Source organism: Buttiauxella cochleicola, assembly GCF_021282405.1.
GTDB lineage: Bacteria > Pseudomonadota > Gammaproteobacteria > Enterobacterales > Enterobacteriaceae > Buttiauxella > Buttiauxella massiliensis.
Genome location: NZ_JAJSOU010000005.1, coordinates 276989 through 297978 on the forward strand (window position 1 = coordinate 276989; position 20990 = coordinate 297978).

General features: G+C 51.4%; 18 protein-coding genes. 12 read left to right on the plus strand and 6 right to left on the minus strand.

Features of this window, described 5'->3' with window-relative positions; genetic code table 11:
• The first annotated feature begins 20 nt into the window (after nt 1–20).
• The 5 genes from arcD (at nt 21) to ridA (ending at nt 4253) form a co-directional block, all read left to right on the plus strand.
• Nucleotides 21–1490: an arginine-ornithine antiporter gene (arcD, locus tag LVQ79_RS09100; protein ID WP_151993013.1), complete on the plus strand. Its 1470-nt coding sequence runs from the start codon at nt 21–23 to the stop codon at nt 1488–1490.
• A 156-nt stretch (nt 1491–1646) separates the two neighbouring features.
• Entirely contained in the window at nt 1647–2126 is a 480-nt protein-coding gene (locus LVQ79_RS09105) for an arginine repressor (protein WP_226811972.1), read from the plus strand.
• A gap of 258 nt (nt 2127–2384) precedes the next feature.
• Nucleotides 2385–3317, plus strand: a complete 933-nt coding sequence (pyrB, locus tag LVQ79_RS09110; RefSeq protein ID WP_154150851.1) for an aspartate carbamoyltransferase — start codon at nt 2385–2387, stop codon at nt 3315–3317.
• A gap of 17 nt (nt 3318–3334) precedes the next feature.
• Nucleotides 3335–3796 (plus strand): aspartate carbamoyltransferase regulatory subunit, encoded by a 462-nt coding sequence (gene pyrI, locus LVQ79_RS09115; RefSeq protein WP_151993011.1) that lies wholly within the window; start codon nt 3335–3337, stop codon nt 3794–3796.
• 67 nt (nt 3797–3863) lie between these two features.
• Entirely contained in the window at nt 3864–4253 is a 390-nt protein-coding gene (gene ridA / locus LVQ79_RS09120) for a 2-iminobutanoate/2-iminopropanoate deaminase (RefSeq protein ID WP_064560965.1), read from the plus strand.
• Nucleotides 4254–4314: 61 nt separating this feature from the next.
• Here ridA and LVQ79_RS09125 read toward each other — a convergent pair whose 3' ends face one another.
• Both LVQ79_RS09125 and mgtA read right to left on the minus strand, forming a co-directional pair.
• The gene (locus LVQ79_RS09125) at nt 4315–6705 is read right to left on the minus strand and encodes a beta-N-acetylhexosaminidase (protein ID WP_232864686.1); all 2391 of its coding nucleotides are present in this window, start codon (nt 6703–6705) and stop codon (nt 4315–4317) included.
• 185 nt (nt 6706–6890) lie between these two features.
• Nucleotides 6891–9602 (minus strand): magnesium-translocating P-type ATPase, encoded by a 2712-nt coding sequence (mgtA, locus tag LVQ79_RS09130; protein ID WP_232864717.1) that lies wholly within the window; start codon nt 9600–9602, stop codon nt 6891–6893.
• 377 nt (nt 9603–9979) lie between these two features.
• Here mgtA and treR point away from each other — a divergent pair, with 377 nt between their 5' ends.
• The 5 genes from treR (at nt 9980) to nrdG (ending at nt 17150) form a co-directional block, all read left to right on the plus strand.
• Nucleotides 9980–10927 carry a trehalose operon repressor TreR gene (gene treR / locus LVQ79_RS09135; protein WP_232864687.1) on the plus strand — a complete coding sequence of 316 codons (948 nt, stop codon included), beginning with the start codon at nt 9980–9982 and terminating at the stop codon, nt 10925–10927.
• Nucleotides 10928–11051: 124 nt separating this feature from the next.
• Nucleotides 11052–12470, plus strand: a complete 1419-nt coding sequence (treB, locus tag LVQ79_RS09140) for a PTS trehalose transporter subunit IIBC (RefSeq protein ID WP_232864688.1) — start codon at nt 11052–11054, stop codon at nt 12468–12470.
• A 45-nt stretch (nt 12471–12515) separates the two neighbouring features.
• Nucleotides 12516–14171: an alpha,alpha-phosphotrehalase gene (treC, locus tag LVQ79_RS09145; protein ID WP_232864689.1), complete on the plus strand. Its 1656-nt coding sequence runs from the start codon at nt 12516–12518 to the stop codon at nt 14169–14171.
• A 345-nt stretch (nt 14172–14516) separates the two neighbouring features.
• Nucleotides 14517–16667 carry an anaerobic ribonucleoside-triphosphate reductase gene (gene nrdD, locus LVQ79_RS09150; RefSeq protein ID WP_232864690.1) on the plus strand — a complete coding sequence of 717 codons (2151 nt, stop codon included), beginning with the start codon at nt 14517–14519 and terminating at the stop codon, nt 16665–16667.
• Between the two features lie 18 nt (nt 16668–16685).
• Entirely contained in the window at nt 16686–17150 is a 465-nt protein-coding gene (nrdG, locus tag LVQ79_RS09155; protein ID WP_232864691.1) for an anaerobic ribonucleoside-triphosphate reductase-activating protein, read from the plus strand.
• A gap of 6 nt (nt 17151–17156) precedes the next feature.
• Here the strand turns inward: nrdG and LVQ79_RS09160 are convergent, their stop codons facing one another.
• Together LVQ79_RS09160 and LVQ79_RS09165 are read right to left on the minus strand one after the other, a co-directional pair.
• Complete coding sequence (locus LVQ79_RS09160) at nt 17157–17798, minus strand: NAD(P)H-binding protein (protein WP_232864692.1); 642 nt, start codon at nt 17796–17798, stop codon at nt 17157–17159.
• 18 nt (nt 17799–17816) lie between these two features.
• Nucleotides 17817–18257: a YhbP family protein gene (locus LVQ79_RS09165; protein ID WP_232864693.1), complete on the minus strand. Its 441-nt coding sequence runs from the start codon at nt 18255–18257 to the stop codon at nt 17817–17819.
• A 53-nt stretch (nt 18258–18310) separates the two neighbouring features.
• On the opposite strand from LVQ79_RS09165, the gene LVQ79_RS09170 reads away from it, so the two are divergent.
• On the plus strand, nt 18311–18634 hold the full coding sequence (locus tag LVQ79_RS09170) for a GIY-YIG nuclease family protein (protein ID WP_232864694.1): 324 nt from the start codon (nt 18311–18313) through the stop codon (nt 18632–18634).
• Nucleotides 18635–18718: 84 nt separating this feature from the next.
• On the opposite strand, the gene LVQ79_RS09175 is transcribed toward LVQ79_RS09170, so the two are convergent.
• Complete coding sequence (locus LVQ79_RS09175) at nt 18719–19225, minus strand: GNAT family N-acetyltransferase (RefSeq protein WP_232864695.1); 507 nt, start codon at nt 19223–19225, stop codon at nt 18719–18721.
• Complete coding sequence (gene ubiT / locus LVQ79_RS09180) at nt 19219–19743, minus strand: ubiquinone anaerobic biosynthesis accessory factor UbiT (RefSeq protein WP_034459662.1); 525 nt, start codon at nt 19741–19743, stop codon at nt 19219–19221. Before ubiT ends, LVQ79_RS09175 begins: the two co-directional genes overlap by 7 nt.
• A 247-nt stretch (nt 19744–19990) precedes the next feature.
• Here ubiT and ubiU point away from each other — a divergent pair, with 247 nt between their 5' ends.
• Nucleotides 19991–20986, plus strand: coding sequence for a ubiquinone anaerobic biosynthesis protein UbiU (gene ubiU, locus LVQ79_RS09185; RefSeq protein WP_232864696.1), 996 nt, complete (start codon nt 19991–19993; stop codon nt 20984–20986).
• The last annotated feature ends 4 nt before the right edge of the window (nt 20987–20990 follow it).

Genomic DNA, 20990 nt, shown 5'->3' on the forward strand with positions numbered 1-20990 from the left:
CACAGCAAGAGGAAAGGAAAATGGCCGATGCTACCCACGGAGATGTCGCCGAGACATCCACAACAAAAGAAACAAAATTAGGGCTTAGCGCGCTGGTTGCGCTGGTAATTGGTTCAATGATTGGCGGTGGGGTATTCAGCCTGCCGCAAAACTTTGGCTCCGTCGCCTCACCGGGCGCGTTACTCATTGGTTGGGTAATAACCGGAGTCGGGATGTTATGTCTCGCCTTTATCTATCAAAACCTCAGCTCCCGTTGCCCGGAACTTGAAGGGGGCGTCTATAGCTACGCTCGCGCTGGATTCGGCGATTTCATCGGCTTCCAATCTGCCTGGGGATACTGGTTCTCCGCCTGGCTGGGCAACGTTTCCTACGCGGTATTACTGTTTAGCGCGATGAGCTTTTTCATCCCGGTATTCGGCGATGGTAATAACCTGCCGTCGATAATCGGCGCATCTATAGTGTTGTGGCTGGTACACGCACTGGTTCTGCGCGGCGTACGTGAAGCGGCTTACATCAACACGATCCTCACCGTCGTCAAAGTGGTTATCCTGCTGGTGTTTATCGTCGCGGTGTTGATAGCCTTTAAGATCGGTGTCTTCACAGCCGACTTCTGGGGCCGCATGATGCTCGTCAACGGCACCGCGCCTGAGCTGTTCGATCAGGTGAAAAATACTATGCTGGTGACCACATGGGTGTTTATCGGTATTGAAGGGGCAACCGTCGTTTCTGCTCGTGCCGCAAATCGTAGCGATATCGGTAAGGCTACAGTGATTGGTTTGCTGGGCGCACTGGCAATCTATGTGCTGGTCAGCGTGCTGTCGATGGGGATTTTGGATCAGGCATCCCTTGCCGGGCTGAGAAACCCTTCTATGGCAGGCGTGCTGGAGAGTGTAGTTGGGCCATGGGGTGCTAAATTTGTTGCCGGTGGCGTTATTCTTTCTGTTGCCGGCGCCCTGCTCGCCTGGACGCTTTTTGCCGCAGAACTGCCTCGCGTTGCCGCCAAAGACGGGATCTTCCCGAAAATCTTCGCCAGGGAGAACGCCAGACATTCACCTTCGTTCTCATTGTGGATAACCAACGGCCTGATCCAGTTATTCCTGATTCTCACTCTGTTTTACCAGGCGGGTTATCAGGCGCTGTTCTCTATCGCAACCGCCGCCATTCTGCCGCCGTACCTGTTTAGCGCCGCCTATGGTTTGAAACTTGCCTGGACGGGTGAACGCTATGCGAAAGGAGAATCACGCACCAGCGGTTTAATACTCGGCGTTATCGCCACCGTTTACGGTTTCTGGCTTTGCTACGCCGCTGGCGACTCAATGCTACTGAGTTCGTTGCTATTCACCCCAGGGCTTGTGGTCTTCCTGTGGCAGAAGAAACAGCAAGGGCAACAAATGCTGAAGGGTTATGAATGGGCAATCGCTGCGGCAATTCTACTGTTAGCAGCCTGGACGTTAAAACTGGTTGTTTCCGGTTCTATTCAGATTACCTGATAACTATGACGCCCCGAAAGGGGCGTTAAATTCTAATAATAATACATTTAGCAACATTATTTGTTGGTTAGATTAGAAAAACCTGATCGAGCAAACGGTTTGGATTTATAAGCGGCGTAAATTAGTCGCCTGATAAATCAAGGAATGGTGAATGCAATGAGCGTATCCCACGCACCCTCGGAGAAGGATCATAATCAGCTAACACTCTGCCAAAGACTCATTGTCCATAAAAGCTATCAATCGCAAGAAGAACTGCGCCGCGATATGCAGCTCCACGGATTTGAAAACATTAGTCAGTCTACGGTGTCCCGTCTGCTGAAATTGCTTGGCGTTATCAAAATACGTAACGCCAAAGGTCAGAAAATTTATGCATTAAATCCGCAATCTCAACCCGCACCGGATGCAGCACGTTCAATAGCGGAGATGGTGATTAGCGTCGAGCATAATGCTGAGTTTGTCATGATTCATGCCGTTCATGGATACGGGCGAGCCATAGCAAGAATTCTCGATTATCGTGCCGTGCCAGAGATTTTAGGCGTAGTAGCGGGCAGCAGCATTGTATGGATTGCACCACGCGAGGTACAAAAAACCGCACAGGTCCATCGGCGGGTTATGCAAACCCTTGGATTACATTAGAGTCGGATAAATATTCACAGCAACCGATTGCTAATGGCCAAAATATGTGAATTTATCCCTTGAAGTGTCCTCCCACATGCGTATAATGCGCCACAATTTGCCGGAGGAAGCATGGTCCAGTGTGTTCAAAAAATTGCCACACCACGTCGTCTAAAAGACGGCGCTAACCTGTTTTTTTCTCCGTTGCAGCAATCAATTCCAAAGGCCCCTCATTGAGGGGCTTTTTTTTTGCCCGACGCCCGAGAACAGGAGATAAACATGGCTAACCCCCTATATCAAAAACATATCATTTCCATAAACGATCTCAGTCGTGAAGAACTTGAACTGGTGTTGTCTACGGCGGCAAAACTGAAAGCGAATCCGCAACCTGAACTGTTGAAACACATCGTTGTTGCCAGTTGCTTCTTTGAGGCTTCAACGCGTACTCGTCTCTCTTTTGAGACCGCGATTCACCGTCTGGGTGCATCGGTTGTCGGCTTCTCCGACAGCAGCAATACCTCGCTGGGTAAGAAAGGCGAAACACTGGCCGATACTATTTCAGTTATCAGCACCTATGTTGATGCAATCGTAATGCGCCATCCGCAAGAAGGTGCTGCACGCCTGGCAACGGAGTTCTCAGGCAATGTACCGGTGTTGAACGCAGGTGATGGTGCCAACCAACACCCAACACAAACGCTGCTGGATCTGTTCACCATCCAGGAAACGCAGGGGCGTCTGGAAAACCTGAATATCGCCATGGTCGGTGACCTGAAATATGGCCGCACCGTGCACTCTCTGGCACAAGCTCTGGCGAAATTTGAAGGTAACCGCTTCTACTTTATCGCGCCAAACGCGCTGGCAATGCCGAAATACATTCTCGATATGCTGGATGAAAAAGGCATCGTCTGGAGCTGCCATGAAGCTATCGACGACGTTGTAGGCGAGCTGGATATTCTGTACATGACTCGCGTACAGAAAGAGCGCCTGGACCCGTCTGAATACGCCAACGTGAAGGCGCAGTTTGTCCTGCGTGCAGCAGACCTTGTCGATGCCCGCGAGAACATGAAAGTGCTACACCCGCTGCCACGCGTTGATGAAATCACTACAGATGTCGATAAAACCCCGCACGCCTGGTATTTCCAGCAGGCAGGCAACGGTATTTATGCCCGCCAGGCTCTGCTGGCGTTAGTTTTGCAACCTGAACTGGTTTGAGTGAGAGGAAGATTAAGATGACACACGACAACAAATTACAAGTTGAAGCGATTAAACGCGGAACAGTTATCGATCATATTCCTGCACAGGTGGGCTTTAAGTTACTGACTCTGTTCCAGTTAACTGAAACCGACCAGCGCATCACCATCGGCCTGAACTTGCCTTCAAAAGAACAGGGCCGTAAAGACCTGATTAAAATCGAAAATACCTTCCTGACCGATGAGCAAGTTAACCAACTGGCGCTGTATGCACCGCATGCGACAGTAAACCGTATCGATGAATATGAAGTGGTCGGCAAGAGCAAACCGAGCCTGCCTTCACGCATTGATAGAGTGTTGGTTTGCCCAAATACCAACTGCATCAGCCGCAGCGAACCGGTTCACTCTTCGTTCGCAGTGAAAAAACGCGACGAGAACATCAGTCTCAAATGCAAATATTGTGAGAAGGAGTTCTCACATTACGTTGTGCTGGCAGATTAATCATTGCCGCTAAAGCTCTCGTCCCTATAATGGACGGGAGCTTTATCACTTCTCATAAGGAATGAAAATGTCTTCTCGTACCATCAGCACCGAAAATGCCCCAGCAGCAATCGGCCCATATGTTCAGGGTGTCGATCTTGGCAGCATGATTATCACTTCTGGCCAGATCCCAGTGAACCCAAAAACAGGCACCGTACCGGAAGACGTGGCAGCACAAGCGCGCCAGTCTCTGGAAAACGTGCAGGCGATTGTTGAAGCCGCTGGCCTGAAAGTGGGCGATATCGTTAAAACGACTGTTTTCGTAAAAGATTTGAATGACTTTGCGACCGTAAACGCAACTTACGAAGCATTCTTTAATGAGCACAAAGCGACTTTCCCAGCGCGTTCTTGCGTGGAAGTAGCTCGTCTGCCTAAAGATGTGAAGATTGAGATCGAAGCGATTGCCATTCGCCGCTAACGATTGAATTTAAGGCCGCTTTCGCGGCCTTTTGTTTTGTCGGATGGCGCTTCTGTACGGCCTACTTAACACTCGCCCGCAACAATTTCTGCAACGGATACACCGCCGCAATCACCACTTCATCCTGCGTTTGCGCCGCTTCATCGAGCTGTTTTTGAATCCCCTGAACTTCATCAGCGCTCAATGTTCCCTGTTTCGCCACTAAGTCCGTTAATCGCAAGCCAATTCCCGCCAGTTTATCGACATTTTCAGCCACTGGTTTCAGCTCTTTAAGCTGGTAATTGCCATCGATAAGTTCCAGCACATCTGGCGTGTTACTTTGCCAGCGAGCAAAAGTACGGTGCAAAGACTCCGCACTGTTACTGTCCTCCGGGTCGGCTATTAGTTTATCGGCCCAGAGATCCAGCGCACGCACCTGGCTGCTTTCTGCACCCAATGCATCAGCAAAACGGTTTAGCGGCTCGAAATGATGGTAATTACCCGCCTTGAATTTCAGATGCTGCCGCGTGTAGTACTGCGCCGGTTCAACCGCCTGAGCGAGGATCTGCAACGGCATAATTTCCGTCGAACCCGCAAGGCGCGTCATTTGTAGAGCTGCAGCAGCGTGCTGCTGTAGGCCAACTGAAACGGTTGACCACGCATCTATCGCCTGCAAACGCTGATACATATTATCGATATCTTTCACATCTTCGGCGGACCACAAACGTTCAGCGACCGCAAAGGCACGCGGCCACAGCTTGATATACAGTAATGGAGATGCCACGTTTTCAGCCCACAGAGCCGCCTCGCCACCGAGGATATTGCTCATCTGCTCAGGGGTTGGCACCACAGGCTGGATGCCATCAGGCACGTCATCTAATTTCTGGCCAGTTGCAGGGTAACGCACATTGCCCACCAGCATATATCCGCTCAATTTGTCTTTATCGAGCGTTAATACCGGGCGTGTTTCTCCCATCCAGGTATCGACGGTGAACGTCACCTGGGTTGGGCTCAGCCATTCAATATCGCGTACCGCGCGGCGGGATTTACCTTTAAAGTCGATAAAGCCACGCCATGCCGTTTGGCTGCTCACCAGAGTGAAACTGCCTTCCACCGCACTGCCTTTCAGGCGCGGCATATTGAAGAACCAACTTTGGGCGCTGTCAGCTTCGGTAATTTTGTCGATGCCGTTCAGGCCCTGGGGCAGGATCTCGTTTCGATAGTGGTAAGCGGTAGACTGCGGCTGATCCAGATAGAAGCCGGTGGAGAGAATGCCTTTGTACCCGTTCGCGGCGACGGTCCCCAGCGCATCCTGTCCCTGCCATGATTGGATCAAAATACTTTTCGGCAGATCCGGGTGATAGATCTCATCCCAGCCCATCATGTGACGGTGATGTTTTTCGAGGATCTTCTCCAGGCGCTGGTTGAAGTACGTCTGCAATGCGTGGGTATCCGCCAGATTGTTCTGCTTCATAAACGTCTGGATTTCTTTCGAATTTTGCCAGTGTTCAGCATCAACTTCATCGCCGCCGATGTGCAAATAGCCGTCCGGGAAAATCGCCGTCAGTTCGCCAATCAGGGTATCGACAAATTTATAGGCCGCGTCTTTGGTCGGGTTAAGCAGCGGTTTCAACACGCCCCAATGGCGCTCCATTTGATATGGCCCCGGCGCGCTCATCAGTTCAGGATAAGCCACCGCAATCGCCGATGCGTGTCCTGGCAAGTCCATTTCTGGCACCACGCGGATGCCAAGAGAAGTCGCGTAGCGCACCACTTCTTTCATCTGCGCCTGGGTGTAAAAATCACCGTCGCTCGCCAGTTGCTGCAATTTTGGATACGCAGTGGAAGCAAAGCGCCAGCCCTGATCGTCGGTTAAATGCCAGTGCAGCACGTTCATTTTGGCGGCGGCCATGCCATCTAACTGACGCAGAATATCTTTGATTGGCATGAAGTGGCGGGCGGAGTCGATTAACAATCCACGCCACGGGAAGCGAGGCTGGTCTTTGATGGCGACAAACGGAATGGCGGTGTTTTCCGGGCCATTTTGAATCAGCTGCAACAGGGTTTCCATGCCGCGCATCGCGCCAAATCGCGTGTTTGCCGTGAGCTTTACACCGTCAGCGGTGACGCTTAATTCGTAGCTTTCATCGCTGTCGAGTTTTGGCAGTGGGGCAACGATATTTTTGATTTGGATATTGATAGTCGGTTTGGCGGGATTCGCCTGAGCGGGTTGCAACTGCCAGCCCGTTTGCTGGGAAATTCGCTGCCGCCAGCGTTCGGTGGCACCAGGCAGTTTGTCGCCGCTGATTTTTATGGAAATGGCGTTATCAATTTGCAGCATGCCTTCCGCTGCCGGACGGTTAACTTCCTGCGGCCAGGGCATCAGTGGCAAATCACCAGCTGGTGCGGCCCAGGCCGGGCAAGTTGCAGCGATGCAACCTGCCAGCAGGCTCAAACGTATGGATTTAAACATGAATATTCCTTTAACAATGACGGGCCAGAAAAAAGCAAAAACAATCTGGTAACACGTGCGGAAATATTCATCAAGGTTATGGAGAAAACTGACGGGATGTAGATCACATCCCGCTCATATTTACTATATCCATTAGCATTCGAGTTGCAGCCAACGCCGCTGCAGCTTGAAGGATGATGGGTATATTATTGCCAGCCGTAACGACGGCTGTAGAAACCTTTCATGCATTGAGTCAGCGTCATATATCCGGCGAGGATCGCAATCAGCCATGGGAAGTAGCTCAGCGGCAGCGCCTGAAGTTGCAGGTAGCTTGCCAGCGGAGTGAACGGCAGGCTGATGCCAACTACCATCACCACCAGCGTCATGATCATCAACGGCCAGGCGGCACGGCTCTGAATAAACGGGATGCGACGGGTACGAATCATATGCACAATCAATATTTGCGACAGTAAACCGACCACGAACCAACCGGTCTGGAACAGGGTTTGCGCTTCCGGCACGTTCGCCTTGAACACCCACCACATCACGCAGAACGTCAGAATGTCGAAGATGGAGCTGATTGGCCCAAAGAACACCATAAAACGGCCTAAGTCCGACGGGTTCCAGCGCTGTGGTTTCTTGATTTGCTCGTCGTCAACGTTGTCGAACGGAATCGCCACCTGGGACACATCGTACAGCAGGTTTTGAATCAGTAAGTGCAACGGCAGCATCGGCAAGAACGGCAGGAAGGCGCTCGCCACCAGCACGCTGAACACGTTACCGAAGTTAGAACTGGCGGTCATTTTGATGTATTTCAGCATGTTGGCGAAGGTTCTGCGCCCTTCAATTACGCCCTGTTCCAGCACCATCAGGCTTTTTTCCAGCAGGATGATGTCAGCGGCTTCGCGGGCAATATCCACTGCGCCATCGACGGAAATACCGATGTCTGCGGCACGCAAGGCCGGGGCATCGTTAATGCCGTCGCCCATGAATCCAACCACGTGGCCTTCGCCGCGCAACAGACGCACGATGCGTTCTTTATGCATTGGCGTCAGGCGGGCAAACAGCGTGGTACGCAACGCCAGCGCCGCCAGTTCTTCGTCAGCCATGTTTTCGATATCACTACCGATAACCAATTCGCCAACGTCCAGCCCGACTTCACGGCACACTTTCGCCGCTACCAGCTCGCTATCCCCGGTCAGGATCTTAACGGCAATGCCACTGGCTTTGAGTGCTTTCAACGCAGGTGCGGTTGTTTCTTTCGGTGGATCCAGGAACGCGATATAGCCTTCGAGGATCAGATCAGATTCATCCACACGACCATAATCTTCACAACGCGCTGGCAGGAATTTGGTCGCCACCGCTACAACACGTAGGCCCTGGCGGTTCAGATCGTCGGTCACGCGGCGAATACGAGCCAGCATGGATTCGCTCAGCGGCACGATTTCATCGCCATAACGCACTTGCGTACAGACGTTGAGGATCTCCTGCAACGCGCCTTTGCAGATCAACTGGTGCACATCCGGCTGCTCAGAAACCACTACCGACATACGGCGGCGTTCAAAGTCGAACGGGATTTCGTCCACCTTTTGCCAGCGGGCTGCAGCGTTTCGAGCATGATCTTCTTCCACACCTTCCAGTACCGCGACATCCAGCAGGTTTTTCAGCCCGGTTTGATAATGGCTGTTGAGCCACGCGGTGTGCAGAACGTGGTTGCTTACCGCGCCAAGAATGTCGGTGTGAGTTTCCAGAACAATGCGGTCTTGCGTCAGCGTGCCGGTTTTATCGGTGCACAAAATGTCCATCGCGCCGAAGTTCTGAATCGCGTCGAGGTGTTTGACGATCACTTTCTGTTTCGAGAGTTTTACCGCCCCGCGAGCCAGCGTTGAAGTGACGATCATCGGCAGCATTTCAGGCGTCAAACCCACCGCAACGGAGAGCGAGAACAGCGCCGCTTCCCACCAGTCGCCTTTGGTGAAGCCGTTGATCAGCAGCACAATCGGCGTCATCACCAGCATAAAGCGGATCAGCACCCAGCTTACGCGGCTGATGCCTTTCTGGAATGCGTTCGGCTCGCTTTCTTGTTGGGTGACACGCCCGGCGAGTTGCCCAAACCAAGTGTTGCCGCCGGTAGAAATAATCATTGCCAGCGCCGTGCCGCTCACTACGTTGGTGCCCATAAAGCACAGCGTGTCGCATTCCAGCGGGTTGTTGTGCGACATGTCGCGGCTGACTGCCACCTTTTCAACTGGCAGCGATTCACCGGTTAGCGACGCCTGGCCGACGAAGAGATCGCGAGCCTGAATGACGCGCAAATCCGCCGGGATCATGTCGCCCGCCGCCAGTTTGACGATATCGCCCGGCACCAGTTGGTCGAGGGAGATTTCGACAAACTCGTTTTCACCGTTTTCATTCACCACACGGAGCACGGTGGCGGTGTTGCTGACCATCGCTTTTAGCGTGTCCGCCGCTTTGGTGGAACGCGCTTCCTGCACAAAATTCAGCAGCGTGGCAATCACCACCATCAGCGCAATGACGCCTGCGGCAAACAGGTCTTCGGTGGAATAGGAAACAATGCCGAGGATTGTCAGCAAGATGTTGAAAGGGTTGCGATAGCACAGCCACAAATGAACCCACCACGGCGACGGTTTTTGCGCCGGGATTTGGTTCGGGCCGTGGCGTTCGAGAGCGTTTTCAACTTCACGCACATTCAGCCCTTCCGGATGGCTTTGGAAATCGCGATACAGTTGTTCTTCAGATGCTTGCGCATATTTCAGGCAGGATTCGCTCAGTGAAGCCGGAACTTCTTGTGCGTGAGCAACAGTGTTGTCATCAGGCATCAGGTCGCGCTGGATCAGGCGACGAGGCAGGTGACGGCCCAGTTGTGCGAACAACTGCCGGGTGAGATTTTTTAACAGCATAAAAGAGTCCCTCGGCCCCACATAATATGGAGCCTGGTGACATGCAGGCGCGGCTCAGCCGACCTTACAGATCAAATTTTTTCATCAGCAGGGACAAATCGAAAAGGACGATTGAAGCCGCTGCCTTACGCTATCCGGTAAGGCTGCCACTTCTTATTGAGAAGGGTTTTTTACCGGATTATTCCTGTCATTACAGGGTCTGGACTGGGATCAGGTTCCATGTCGCCTCCGGTTAAAAGAAAAGTCATCACATTAGTCGCGGGCATTCTACGCCTCGAAACATCAACCTAACGTAAACCAGAATTTTTTCCCTTGTGATATTGTTTCGCCGCCGTACTCTAATGAGCAATTGATTGCCGGGAATAAGGATTGTTATGCAAAGCCGCCTCACGATAAAAGATATCGCCCGCTTGAGCGGTGTGGGTAAATCGACCGTCTCTCGTGTATTGAACAATGAAAGCGGAGTGAGTGCTCGCACACGTGAGCGGGTTGAAGCGGTGATGCAGCAAGAAGGGTTTTCCCCTTCCCGTTCGGCACGCGCCATGCGCGGGCAGAGCGATAAAGTGGTCGCTATTATTGTGACGCGTCTGGATTCGTTATCGGAAAACCTCGCAGTACAAACCATGCTACCGGCACTTTACGAGCAGGGTTACGACCCGATTATGATGGAAAGCCAGTTCGACCCGGAGCTGGTTGAAGAACACCTCGGCATGCTCAAGCGGCGCAATATCGACGGCGTAATCCTGTTCGGTTTTACCGGTATTAATGAAAAAATACTCGCCCCGTGGCAATCAACGCTGGTACTGATGGCGCGGGATGCCAAAGGGTTTGCCTCGGTTTGTTATGACGATGAAGGGGCCATCAATATTTTAATGTCGCGCCTTTATGAACAAGGCCATCGTCACATCAGTTTCCTCGGCGTACCGCATAGCGATGTGACTACCGGTTTACGCCGCCATGAAGCCTATCTCACCTTCTGCAAACAACATCAGTTGGCGCCAAATGTAGCCCTGCCGGGGCTGGCGATGAAACAGGGTTACGAACACGTCGCCGAAGTTTTGCTGCCGGAGACCACCGCCCTGTTATGCGCCACCGATACCCTCGCTCTGGGTGCCAGCAAATATTTGCAGGAACACCAGAGCAACACGCTGCAACTGGCGAGCGTCGGTAATACGCCGCTGATGAAGTTCCTGCATCCGGAGATTATTACCGTCGATCCCGGCTATGCGGAAGCAGGCCGTCAGGCGGTATTGCAGTTGATCGGGCAAGTCACAAAAGCACGCGATCTGCGCCAGATCGTTATCCCCAGCACTCTCCAGTAAATCACCACGATGACGGTTTATTGTGATCGTCGCTGGATTTCGGGAACGTTCCCATTTTCGTTGGGAAGATTAAAAGATAACCTTGCGGCAGATAAAAACTCTCTCCTTACTCTGGAACCTCATCATGGCCAAAGTGAAACAACAGGATATCGATAAGCTGATAGAACTGGTCGGCGGGCGTGAAAACATTGCTACCGTCAGTCACTGCATCACCCGCTTACGCTTTGTATTGAACAACACCGCAATTGCGAAGCCGAAAGAGATTGAAGAGCTGCCGATGGTTAAAGGCTGCTTTACCAACGCCGGGCAGTTCCAGGTGGTGATTGGTCCGGAAGTGGGCGATTACTACCAGGCATTGATCGCCGCCACAGGGCACAGCACCGCAGATAAAGAACAAGCGAAACTTGCCGCGCGTCAGAACATGAAATGGCACGAACAGCTTATTTCCCACTTTGCAGAGATCTTCTTCCCTTTATTACCGGCGTTGATCAGCGGTGGTTTGATCCTCGGGTTCCGTAATGTGATTGGCGATTTGCCAATGAGCAACGGGCTTACGCTCGCGCAAATGCACCCTTCCCTGCAATCGATCTACGACTTCTTATGGTTGATTGGCGAGGCAATTTTCTTCTATCTGCCAGTCGGTATTTGCTGGTCAGCTGTGCGGAAAATGGGTGGAACTCCTATCCTTGGGATTGTGCTCGGCGTCACGCTGGTATCACCACAGCTGATGAATGCCTATGAATTAGGTAGCAAAATTCCAGAAGTGTGGAACTTTGGCTGGTTCACTATCGAGAAAGTCGGCTACCAGGCGCAAGTGATTCCAGCGTTGTTAGCGGGCCTGGCTTTGGGCTTTATTGAGACGCGTCTGAAACGCATTGTTCCAGATTACCTCTATCTTGTAATAGTGCCTGTGTGTTCGCTGATTCTGGCGGTATTCCTGGCTCACGCGTTTATCGGCCCGTTTGGCCGCTGGATTGGTGATGGCGTGGCCTTTGCGGTTCGCCATTTGATGACGGGAAGTTTTGCGCCAGTTGGTGCCGCGCTGTTTGGCTTCCTGTACGCCCCGCTGGTGATTACCGGTGTCCACCAGACGACGCTCGCCATCGATATGCAGATGATTCAGAGCATGGGCGGAACGCCAGTGTGGCCGCTGATTGCGCTGTCTAACATTGCGCAGGCGTCTGCGGTTGTCGGCATCATTATTTGCAGCCGTAAGCATAACGAACGTGAGATTTCCGTTCCGGCAGCGATTTCCGCCTTCCTCGGCGTGACCGAACCGGCGATGTACGGCATCAACCTGAAATACCGCTTCCCGATGCTGTGCGCGATGATTGGATCAGGTATCGCAGGCTTGTTGTGTGGCTTGAGCGGCGTGATGGCGAACGGGATTGGCGTCGGCGGCTTGCCGGGCATTTTGTCCATCCAGCCGCGTTACTGGGAAGTGTATTCCCTCGCGATGCTGATTGCGGTGGTGATTCCAATCGTGCTGACCAGCGTGATGTATAAGCGCAAACATCGTCAGGGCACGTTGTTAGTGGTTTAGTTTTACCTGGGGCCAATTTTGGCCCCTTCGATTTAGGAAAGAATTATGAACACAACTCCCTGGTGGCAACATGGTGTCATCTACCAAATCTACCCCAAGAGTTTCCAGGACACGACCGGCAGCGGCACAGGCGATCTGATTGGTGTTATCAAGCGCCTCGACTACCTCAAACTGCTGGGTGTTGATGCCATTTGGCTGACACCGTTTTATGTTTCCCCGCAGGTGGATAACGGCTACGACGTGGCGAACTACTGCGCCATCGACCACACCTACGGCACGCTGGATGATTTTGATTTATTGGTCGCAGGTGCCCATGAACGCGGCATCCGCGTCATTCTGGATATGGTGTTTAACCACACGTCCACGCAACACGCCTGGTTCCATGAAGCGCTAAACAAAGAAAGCCCATACCGCGAGTTTTATATCTGGCGCGACGGTACGCCAGATCTGGTGCCTAACAACTGGCGCTCTAAATTTGGGGGTAACGCCTGGCGCTGGCACGCGGAAAGCGGCCAGTATTATCTGCACTTATTTGCGCCGGAGCAGGCGGATCTGAACTGGGAAAACCCGCAGGTTCGCGATGAACTAAAGAAGGTTTGCGAGTTTTGGGCGGATCGTGGCGTAGACGGTTTACGCCTTGATGTGATCAACCTGATATCGAAAGATCAAGATTTCCCAAGCGATATTGATGGTGGTGACGGGCGTCGTTTTTACACCGACGGGCCACGCATTCACGAATATCTGCAAGAATTCAGCCGCGATGTGTTTAAGCCACGCGGATTGATGACTGTTGGTGAAATGTCGTCAACCACGCTTGATAATTGCCAGCAATACGCGGCGCTTAACAGCGATGAACTGTCGATGACGTTCAACTTCCATCACCTGAAAGTGGATTATCCCAACGGGCAAAAATGGGCGCTGGCGGCTCCAGATTATGTGGCACTGAAAGCTATTTTCAGCCACTGGCAGCAAGGTATGCACAACGTGGCGTGGAATGCCCTGTTCTGGTGTAACCACGACCAGCCGCGCATTGTGTCGCGCTTTGGTGATGAAGGCGAACTGCGCGTTCCGGCAGCAAAAATGCTGGGCATGGTGCTGCACGGTATGCAAGGCACGCCATATATTTACCAGGGCGAAGAGCTGGGGATGACCAATCCACACTTTAAACGCATCGTTGATTATCGCGATGTGGAAAGCCACAACATGTACGCGGAACTGCGGGCGCAAGGCCGGGATAGCGATAATCTGCTGGCTATTCTTGCCAGCAAATCACGCGATAACAGCCGCACACCGATGCAGTGGGACGATGGCGAAAACGCAGGTTTCACCCAGGGAACACCGTGGATTAACCTTTGCGATAACTATCAAACCATCAATGCTAAAACAGCAGTGGATGACCCGGACTCGGTATTTTATGCCTACCAGCAACTGATTAAGCTGCGTAAAGCAAACCCTGTTTTCACCTGGGGTAGTTATCAGGATTTGCTGCCGGAGCACCCGTATTTATGGTGTTATCGCCGCGAGTGGCAAGGGCAAACATTGATTGTCGCAGCCAATCTCAGCCGTGAAAATCAGTGGTGGATGCCGGAAGCCTTCGAAGGTGACTGGGATGTACTGATGAGCAACTATTCTGATGCTGTAGGTAAACCTGGCGAGATAAGTTTACGGCCATTCGAGGCTGTCTATTGGTTGCAAGGTTAATCCTTACCCGATTTCTCCCTCATATTTGAGGGAGATCTCCTCCTTCAAATTTAAAGATTTTCCCTCACCGCCCATCCTTCCTGCTACGCCTGATTTACTTTGTTCTGTATCAATAAAATCGCAAACATCTTTGATGCAAATCACTACATATAGACCTTAAAATGCACCCCGACCCAACATGTTGTAGTTATCGACTATTATAACAACATGTTCCACAGATGATTCTGGGGATTATCTGTGGATAAACGTAGGCCAGAAAACAGAAAGCCTATGACAGCCCGAGCAATTACAGCCCGTAGGCAATTCTAATCCTTTGTGGATAACATTTTTAAATATGGAGAAACCATGACACCGCATGTGATGAAAAGAGACGGGTGCAAAGTACCTTTCACTTCAGAGCGCATAAAAGAAGCTATTCTTCGTGCAGCTAAAGCAGCGGGAGTCGATGACGCAGACTATTGCGCCACCGTAGCAGATATTGTCCGTGCGCAGATGGAAGGTCGTAACCAGGTTGATATTGGTGAAATCCAGACCGCCGTCGAAAACCAATTAATGGCCGGTGACTACAAGCAACTTGCACGTGCATACATTGAATATCGCCACGACCGCGATATCGAACGTGAGAAGCGTGGCCGCCTGAATCAAGAAATTCGTGGTCTGGTAGAACAAACCAACTCCGCTTTGCTCAATGAAAACGCCAATAAAGACAGCAAAGTTATCCCGACCCAGCGCGACCTGTTAGCCGGTATTGTGGCTAAACACTATGCCTCACAGCACCTGTTACCACGCGATGTGGTTCTGGCGCATGAACGTGGTGATATTCACTATCACGATCTTGATTACTCGCCGTTCTTCCCGATGTTTAACTGCATGCTTATCGATCTTAAAGGCATGCTGACGCACGGCTTTAAAATGGGGAATGCGGAAATTGAGCCGCCAAAATCTATCTCAACAGCAACAGCTGTTACCGCACAAATCATTGCCCAGGTTGCCAGCCACATTTATGGCGGCACCACTATTAACCGTATTGATGAAGTGCTGGCACCATTTGTTACCGAAAGCTTTGAGAAACACCGTAAAACTGCCGAAGAATGGCAGATCCCAGACGCTAAAGGTTATGCGCTTTCACGTACTGAGAAAGAGTGCTACGACGCTTTCCAGTCGCTGGAATATGAAGTGAATACGCTCCACACCGCTAATGGCCAGACGCCATTCGTGACCTTCGGTTTCGGCCTGGGAACTAGCTGGGAATCACGCCTGATTCAGACCTCTATTCTGCGTAATCGCATCGCGGGTCTGGGTAAAAACCGTAAAACTGCGGTGTTCCCGAAACTGGTTTTCGCCATTAAAGATGGCCTGAACCACAAGGCTGGCGATGCGAACTACGACATCAAACAGCTCGCTCTGGAATGCGCCAGCAAACGCATGTATCCGGACATTCTGAATTACGACCAGGTCGTTAAAGTCACTGGTTCGTTCAAAACGCCAATGGGTTGTCGCAGTTTCCTGGGTGTGTACGAAGAAAACGGTGAGCAGATTCATGATGGTCGTAACAACATCGGCGTTATCAGCCTGAACCTGCCACGTATTGCGCTGGAAGCAAAAGGTGACGAAGCTGCCTTCTGGAAGCTGCTCGATGAGCGCCTGGAACTGGCTTATAAAGCTCTGATGACACGTATCGCTCGTCTGGAAGGTGTAAAAGCTCGCGTGGCACCAATCCTGTATATGGAAGGGGCTTGTGGTGTACGTTTGAAAGCAGACGACGACGTTTCTGAGATCTTCAAAAATGGCCGTGCATCGATTTCTCTGGGTTACATCGGTATCCACGAAACGGTGAATGCCCTGTTTGGTAACCAGCACGTTTACGACAGCGAAGAATTACGCGCGAAAGCCGTCGCCATTGTTGAACGCCTGCGCCAGGCAACCGACAGCTGGAAAGAAGAGACTGGCTACGGTTTCAGCCTGTACAGCACACCAAGTGAAAACCTGTGTGACCGCTTCTGCCGTCTTGATACCGCTGAGTTTGGCGTGGTTCCAGGCGTGACCGACAAAGGTTACTACACCAACAGCTTCCACCTGGATGTTGAGAAGAAAGTTAACCCGTACGACAAAATCGACTTTGAAGCAGCGTATCCACCGATCGCGAACGGTGGTTTCATCTGTTACGGCGAATACCCGAACATCCAGCACAACCTGCAAGCGCTGGAAGACGTCTGGGATTACAGCTACAAGCACGTTCCGTATTACGGCACCAATACACCAATTGATGAGTGCTATGAGTGTGGCTTTACCGGTGAGTTTGAATGCACCAGCAAAGGTTTTACCTGCCCGAAATGTGGCAACCACGATGCCGCTCGTGTATCGGTAACACGCCGTGTTTGTGGTTATCTCGGTAGCCCGGATGCACGTCCGTTTAACGCTGGCAAGCAGGAAGAAGTGAAGCGCCGCGTGAAGCATTTGGGTAACGGGCAGTTAGATTCTTCGCAAAGCAATTAACGTCAGAGCAAAGCGAAAATGAATGTGCATCAATACTATCCGGTAGACATTGTTAACGGGCCTGGGACACGCTGCACGCTGTTCGTTTCCGGCTGCGTACATGAATGCCCAGGCTGCTATAACAAAAGCACCTGGCGGTTAAATTCAGGTATGCCGTTCACCCAGGAAATGGAAGATCGGATCATTAACGATCTGAACGATACACGTATCCGCCGCCAGGGTCTGTCGCTTTCGGGCGGCGATCCGCTTCATCCGCAAAACATCGCGGATGTGCTGAAGCTGGTACAGCGAGTGCGGACGGAATGCCCTGGCAAAGATATCTGGATGTGGACGGGTTACACGCTTGATGAATTAACGGCAGCTCAGCGCGAAGTGGTTGATTTAATTAACGTGCTAATCGATGGCAAGTTCGTTCAGGATTTGAAAGATCCAGCGCTGGTCTGGCGCGGCAGCAGCAACCAGGTCGTACATCATTTGCGATAAAGCCCCTTATGGGGCTTTTGCTATTTCACGTAACTGACTTGAGTCCAGAATATTCACACCCTCGCCTGCAGGTTTAAGCGCCTCATGCAGCATTGCTTTCGCCACATCCCTTGCTTCAATGGACTTCCACTTCCCAGGCATGATTTTGAACAAAGGTGCAAACAGCGACTCATTTAAACGCTGTGATTCCCGATGTCCGAGCAGCATGGATGGACGAGCAATCGTCAGACGCGGCCACTGTTGCGCTATCAATGCCGCCTCCATCTCCCCTTTTACCCGGTTATAAAAGAATGGCGATTTGCTATTCGCGCCAATGGCGCTAACCACCAGCATCTGCTTAGCTCCCAGACGCAGCCCGGTGATTGCGGTATCCACCACCAGCGTGTAATCCGCCAGCACAAAAGCTTCTTTGCTGCCTGCTTCTTTCATCGTGGTACCGAGGCAGCAAAAGACTGTATCAATCGGCTCGCTTAATTGTGTAAGTGCATCACTCAACTGAGGATCATAGGGATTGGTGACTTTATTCATTGCAGGCAAGGGGCGCCGTGTCGCAGCAACGATATGACTGATTTGTGGCTCATCAATCAACATTCGCAATAAGTGCCCGCCAATCAGGCCTGTAGCTCCTGTTATCAAAACCCGGCTCATAAGTTCTCCTGTCGCTTATTAACCAAGTTTAGTGTCATCTCGCAGCCAGTGGAGCTTTTTACCAAAACCGAGCGTGTTGTCTGTCATTTTTATTTCATCAAGGCGAATTTCCCACACTGGCGCCTTCATCACTCGCGCTACTGGGAAGCGCTTGCAGTAACGAGCACGAATGCTGTCGGCTTCTTGCTCTGCAACCAGCGTGATTTCACCGCGAAACTGTACGCCACGAATTAACGCCACGGTTTTGGGCTGCCCATTAACCGTTCCGGCTACATTGGCGTGGTTTCCAATCAACTCTCCGTGACGAGTGTGACTTTCGCTTAACAGGTAGAAAGCGACGCGTTGTTCATCAAATAAGTAGAACGCATTTGCGCACCATAAATCACCATTACTGCCTACGCAGTAAGTCAGTACATGCTGTTTGTTCAGCCAACGACTAATGGCATTGAGAGTTTCCATGTGCAACCTGAAGAGTGATATTCTGCGGAAAACATCAATTATGCGCCTGACCTATGTCTCCCTGGTATCTCTATTTAGTCCGCACCCTCGATAACCGTTTATACACGGGCATTACCACCGATGTGGAGCGCCGTTTCTTGCAGCATCAGGCTGGAAAAGGGGCAAAAGCATTACGCGGGAAAGGTGAATTGACGCTGGCATTCAGCCATCTGGTTGGCGATCGTTCAAGTGCGTTGCGCCTGGAATACCGCATTAAACAGCTGACTAAGATTCAGAAAGAGAGATTAGTGACAGGCATTTTGCCTTTTGAAGACCTGTTGGCAGGCATCTTAACTCAATCCCCAATAGATTTCGTATCGCAGCAAGGCGGCAAGTGAGTAAATCCCCAGGAGCTTACTCAAGTAAGTGACTGGGGTGCATGAACGCAGCCAACACCGCTGTGATACGAAAGATGAAGGGGATTAAAACTCCCGGTTGAAATGCTCGTGATAGTCCACTAAACCACTCACGCCATTGAGCGCATCATCGGCCAGTGGATGAATCAGAAAATAGGCTTCGGTATCAGGCCAGGCACAACGTAAACCGTGTTGAGCTGCCGGAACAAAACCAAAACGGCTATACAGCGCGGGTTCGCCCAATGTCACAACGGCGGCATAACCAAATTCATTGAGTGAATCGAGTCCTTCGTAAACCAGTTTTTTCGCCAACCCCTGGCCGCGATAAGCTTCGTCTACCGCCAGTGGTGCAAGACCAACCCACTGAAGTTCTTCACCTTCTACCGCAACCGGACTGAATGCAGCATAACCAACGACCTGACCTTCGTCATCCGTGGCAACAACACCCAGTGTTAACAGACCGTCTTCTCGTAAATCCTTTACCAAATCTGCTTCACCATTACCATTAAAGGAGCGGCGAAGTAATGCGTCGATGCCTGGAGCATCAATAGGTATTTCTACACGAATTAGCATGGCTCACCTACCGAGTTACTTTCTGGAGCAGGTTTATGCTTCATCCCCGCTTCGACAAAATCAGCCAGTTGCAGCAGCAGCATGCGTAGTGGTTTTGGCATCGCATCCAGCTCAATGGCATCCATTAAATTTTTGACGTACAGACCCAGCTCAGTGTCACCTTCAATCATCAGGCGGCGTTGGAAAAACAGGGTATCGGGATCTTGTTTACGTGCAGCGATCATCAACAAATCGTTGGCTGTCGCACTGAAACTCACATCAGCCGGAGCATCTTCACGCACAACCAGTTTATTATCTTGTACCGAAGTAAACCATTTTAGACCGAGATCGCGTACTTCAATACTTAACCAGCGTCCCTCAAGAAATTCGAGTTCACCTTCTTCCATTGCCTGACGGAACTGCCAGCCAAGAACCTGTTCAAGCACCTGGCGCTTTAGAGCAAAGGGCGTCAGTTTAACCGGTGTTCTTAACAGTGACGGGCCAAGATGGACCAGGCGTGAACGCAATTTATCCAACACAAGCTTTACTCCTTGAGAAATTTAACCACCATTTTGCCACACCAGCCATTCTCCGTAGCGGTGTAAATCAACAAGTTTGCGGGTTATCAATACCATCATATTGATTTCATCAATACGCCATTAGCTGCCTTAAATCAAAATTTGTCGTGGACGGGTTAACTAAAATCCCAGTTCGTTAACAATTTTGCTGTCCGACACTGGGCCGCATGGGTTTCCTTTAAGGTTACCCAATGATTCAGGATAAATTATGGAGTTGCTTTGCCCAGCTGGAAACTTACCGGCGTTGAAAGCGGCCATCGATAATGGTGCCGATGCGGTTTACATTGGTCTTAAAGATGACACCAACGCCCGCCATTTTGCTGGACTAAATTTCACGGAGAAGAAACTGCAAGAAGCGGTGAGTTACGTGCATCAACATGGCCGTAAACTGCACATCGCTATCAATACGTTTGCGCATCCGGACGGCTACGTGCGTTGGCAACGTGCAGTCGATATGGCAGCGCAACTCGGAGCCGACGCTTTAATTCTGGCCGACCTCGCCATGCTTGAATATGCGGCTGAACGTTACCCACATATTGAGCGCCACGTATCGGTACAAGCCTCCGCCACAAATGAAGAAGCTGTCCGCTTTTATCATCGCAACTTCGACGTTGCACGCGTTGTTCTCCCACGCGTGTTATCCATTCATCAGGTAAAACAGTTGGCTCGGGTCACTCCGGTTCCGCTGGAAGTGTTTGCTTTCGGTAGCCTGTGCATTATGGCTGAAGGACGTTGTTATCTTTCTTCGTATCTGACCGGTGAATCACCGAATACCGTTGGTGCCTGCTCGCCTGCGCGGTTTGTTCGCTGGCAGCAAACGCCACAGGGCCTCGAATCACGCCTCAACGATGTGCTGATCGACCGCTATCAGGATGGTGAAAACGCAGGTTATCCAACGCTGTGCAAAGGTCGCTATCTGGTTGACGATCAGAAGTATCACGCTCTTGAAGAGCCAACCAGCCTGAACACACTTGAACTGCTGCCTGAATTATTAGCCGCAAATATTGCATCGGTGAAAATCGAAGGCCGCCAGCGTAGCCCGGCCTATGTCAGCCAGGTCGCGAAAGTCTGGCGTCAGGCAATCGATCTGTGTATGGCTGATCCGGAAAACTACCGTGCGAAACCTGCGTGGATGGAAGATCTGGGAGCGATGGCCGAAGGCACGCAAACCACTCTCGGTGCCTATCACCGTAAATGGCAGTAGGGAT

Coding starts and splice junctions, on each gene's coding strand:
- nrdD (WP_232864690.1), top strand. CDS start 14,517: ATGACACCGCATGTGATGAAAAGAGACGGGTGCAAAGTACCTTTCACT.
- ubiU (WP_232864696.1), top strand. CDS start 19,991: ATGGAGTTGCTTTGCCCAGCTGGAAACTTACCGGCGTTGAAAGCGGCC.
- ridA (WP_064560965.1), top strand. CDS start 3,864: ATGTCTTCTCGTACCATCAGCACCGAAAATGCCCCAGCAGCAATCGGC.
- nrdG (WP_232864691.1), top strand. CDS start 16,686: ATGAATGTGCATCAATACTATCCGGTAGACATTGTTAACGGGCCTGGG.
- LVQ79_RS09175 (WP_232864695.1), bottom strand. CDS start 19,225: ATGCTAATTCGTGTAGAAATACCTATTGATGCTCCAGGCATCGACGCA.
- arcD (WP_151993013.1), top strand. CDS start 21: ATGGCCGATGCTACCCACGGAGATGTCGCCGAGACATCCACAACAAAA.
- LVQ79_RS09170 (WP_232864694.1), top strand. CDS start 18,311: ATGTCTCCCTGGTATCTCTATTTAGTCCGCACCCTCGATAACCGTTTA.
- pyrI (WP_151993011.1), top strand. CDS start 3,335: ATGACACACGACAACAAATTACAAGTTGAAGCGATTAAACGCGGAACA.
- treR (WP_232864687.1), top strand. CDS start 9,980: ATGCAAAGCCGCCTCACGATAAAAGATATCGCCCGCTTGAGCGGTGTG.
- treC (WP_232864689.1), top strand. CDS start 12,516: ATGAACACAACTCCCTGGTGGCAACATGGTGTCATCTACCAAATCTAC.
- pyrB (WP_154150851.1), top strand. CDS start 2,385: ATGGCTAACCCCCTATATCAAAAACATATCATTTCCATAAACGATCTC.
- LVQ79_RS09105 (WP_226811972.1), top strand. CDS start 1,647: ATGAGCGTATCCCACGCACCCTCGGAGAAGGATCATAATCAGCTAACA.
- LVQ79_RS09125 (WP_232864686.1), bottom strand. CDS start 6,705: ATGTTTAAATCCATACGTTTGAGCCTGCTGGCAGGTTGCATCGCTGCA.
- LVQ79_RS09160 (WP_232864692.1), bottom strand. CDS start 17,798: ATGAGCCGGGTTTTGATAACAGGAGCTACAGGCCTGATTGGCGGGCAC.
- treB (WP_232864688.1), top strand. CDS start 11,052: ATGGCCAAAGTGAAACAACAGGATATCGATAAGCTGATAGAACTGGTC.
- LVQ79_RS09165 (WP_232864693.1), bottom strand. CDS start 18,257: ATGGAAACTCTCAATGCCATTAGTCGTTGGCTGAACAAACAGCATGTA.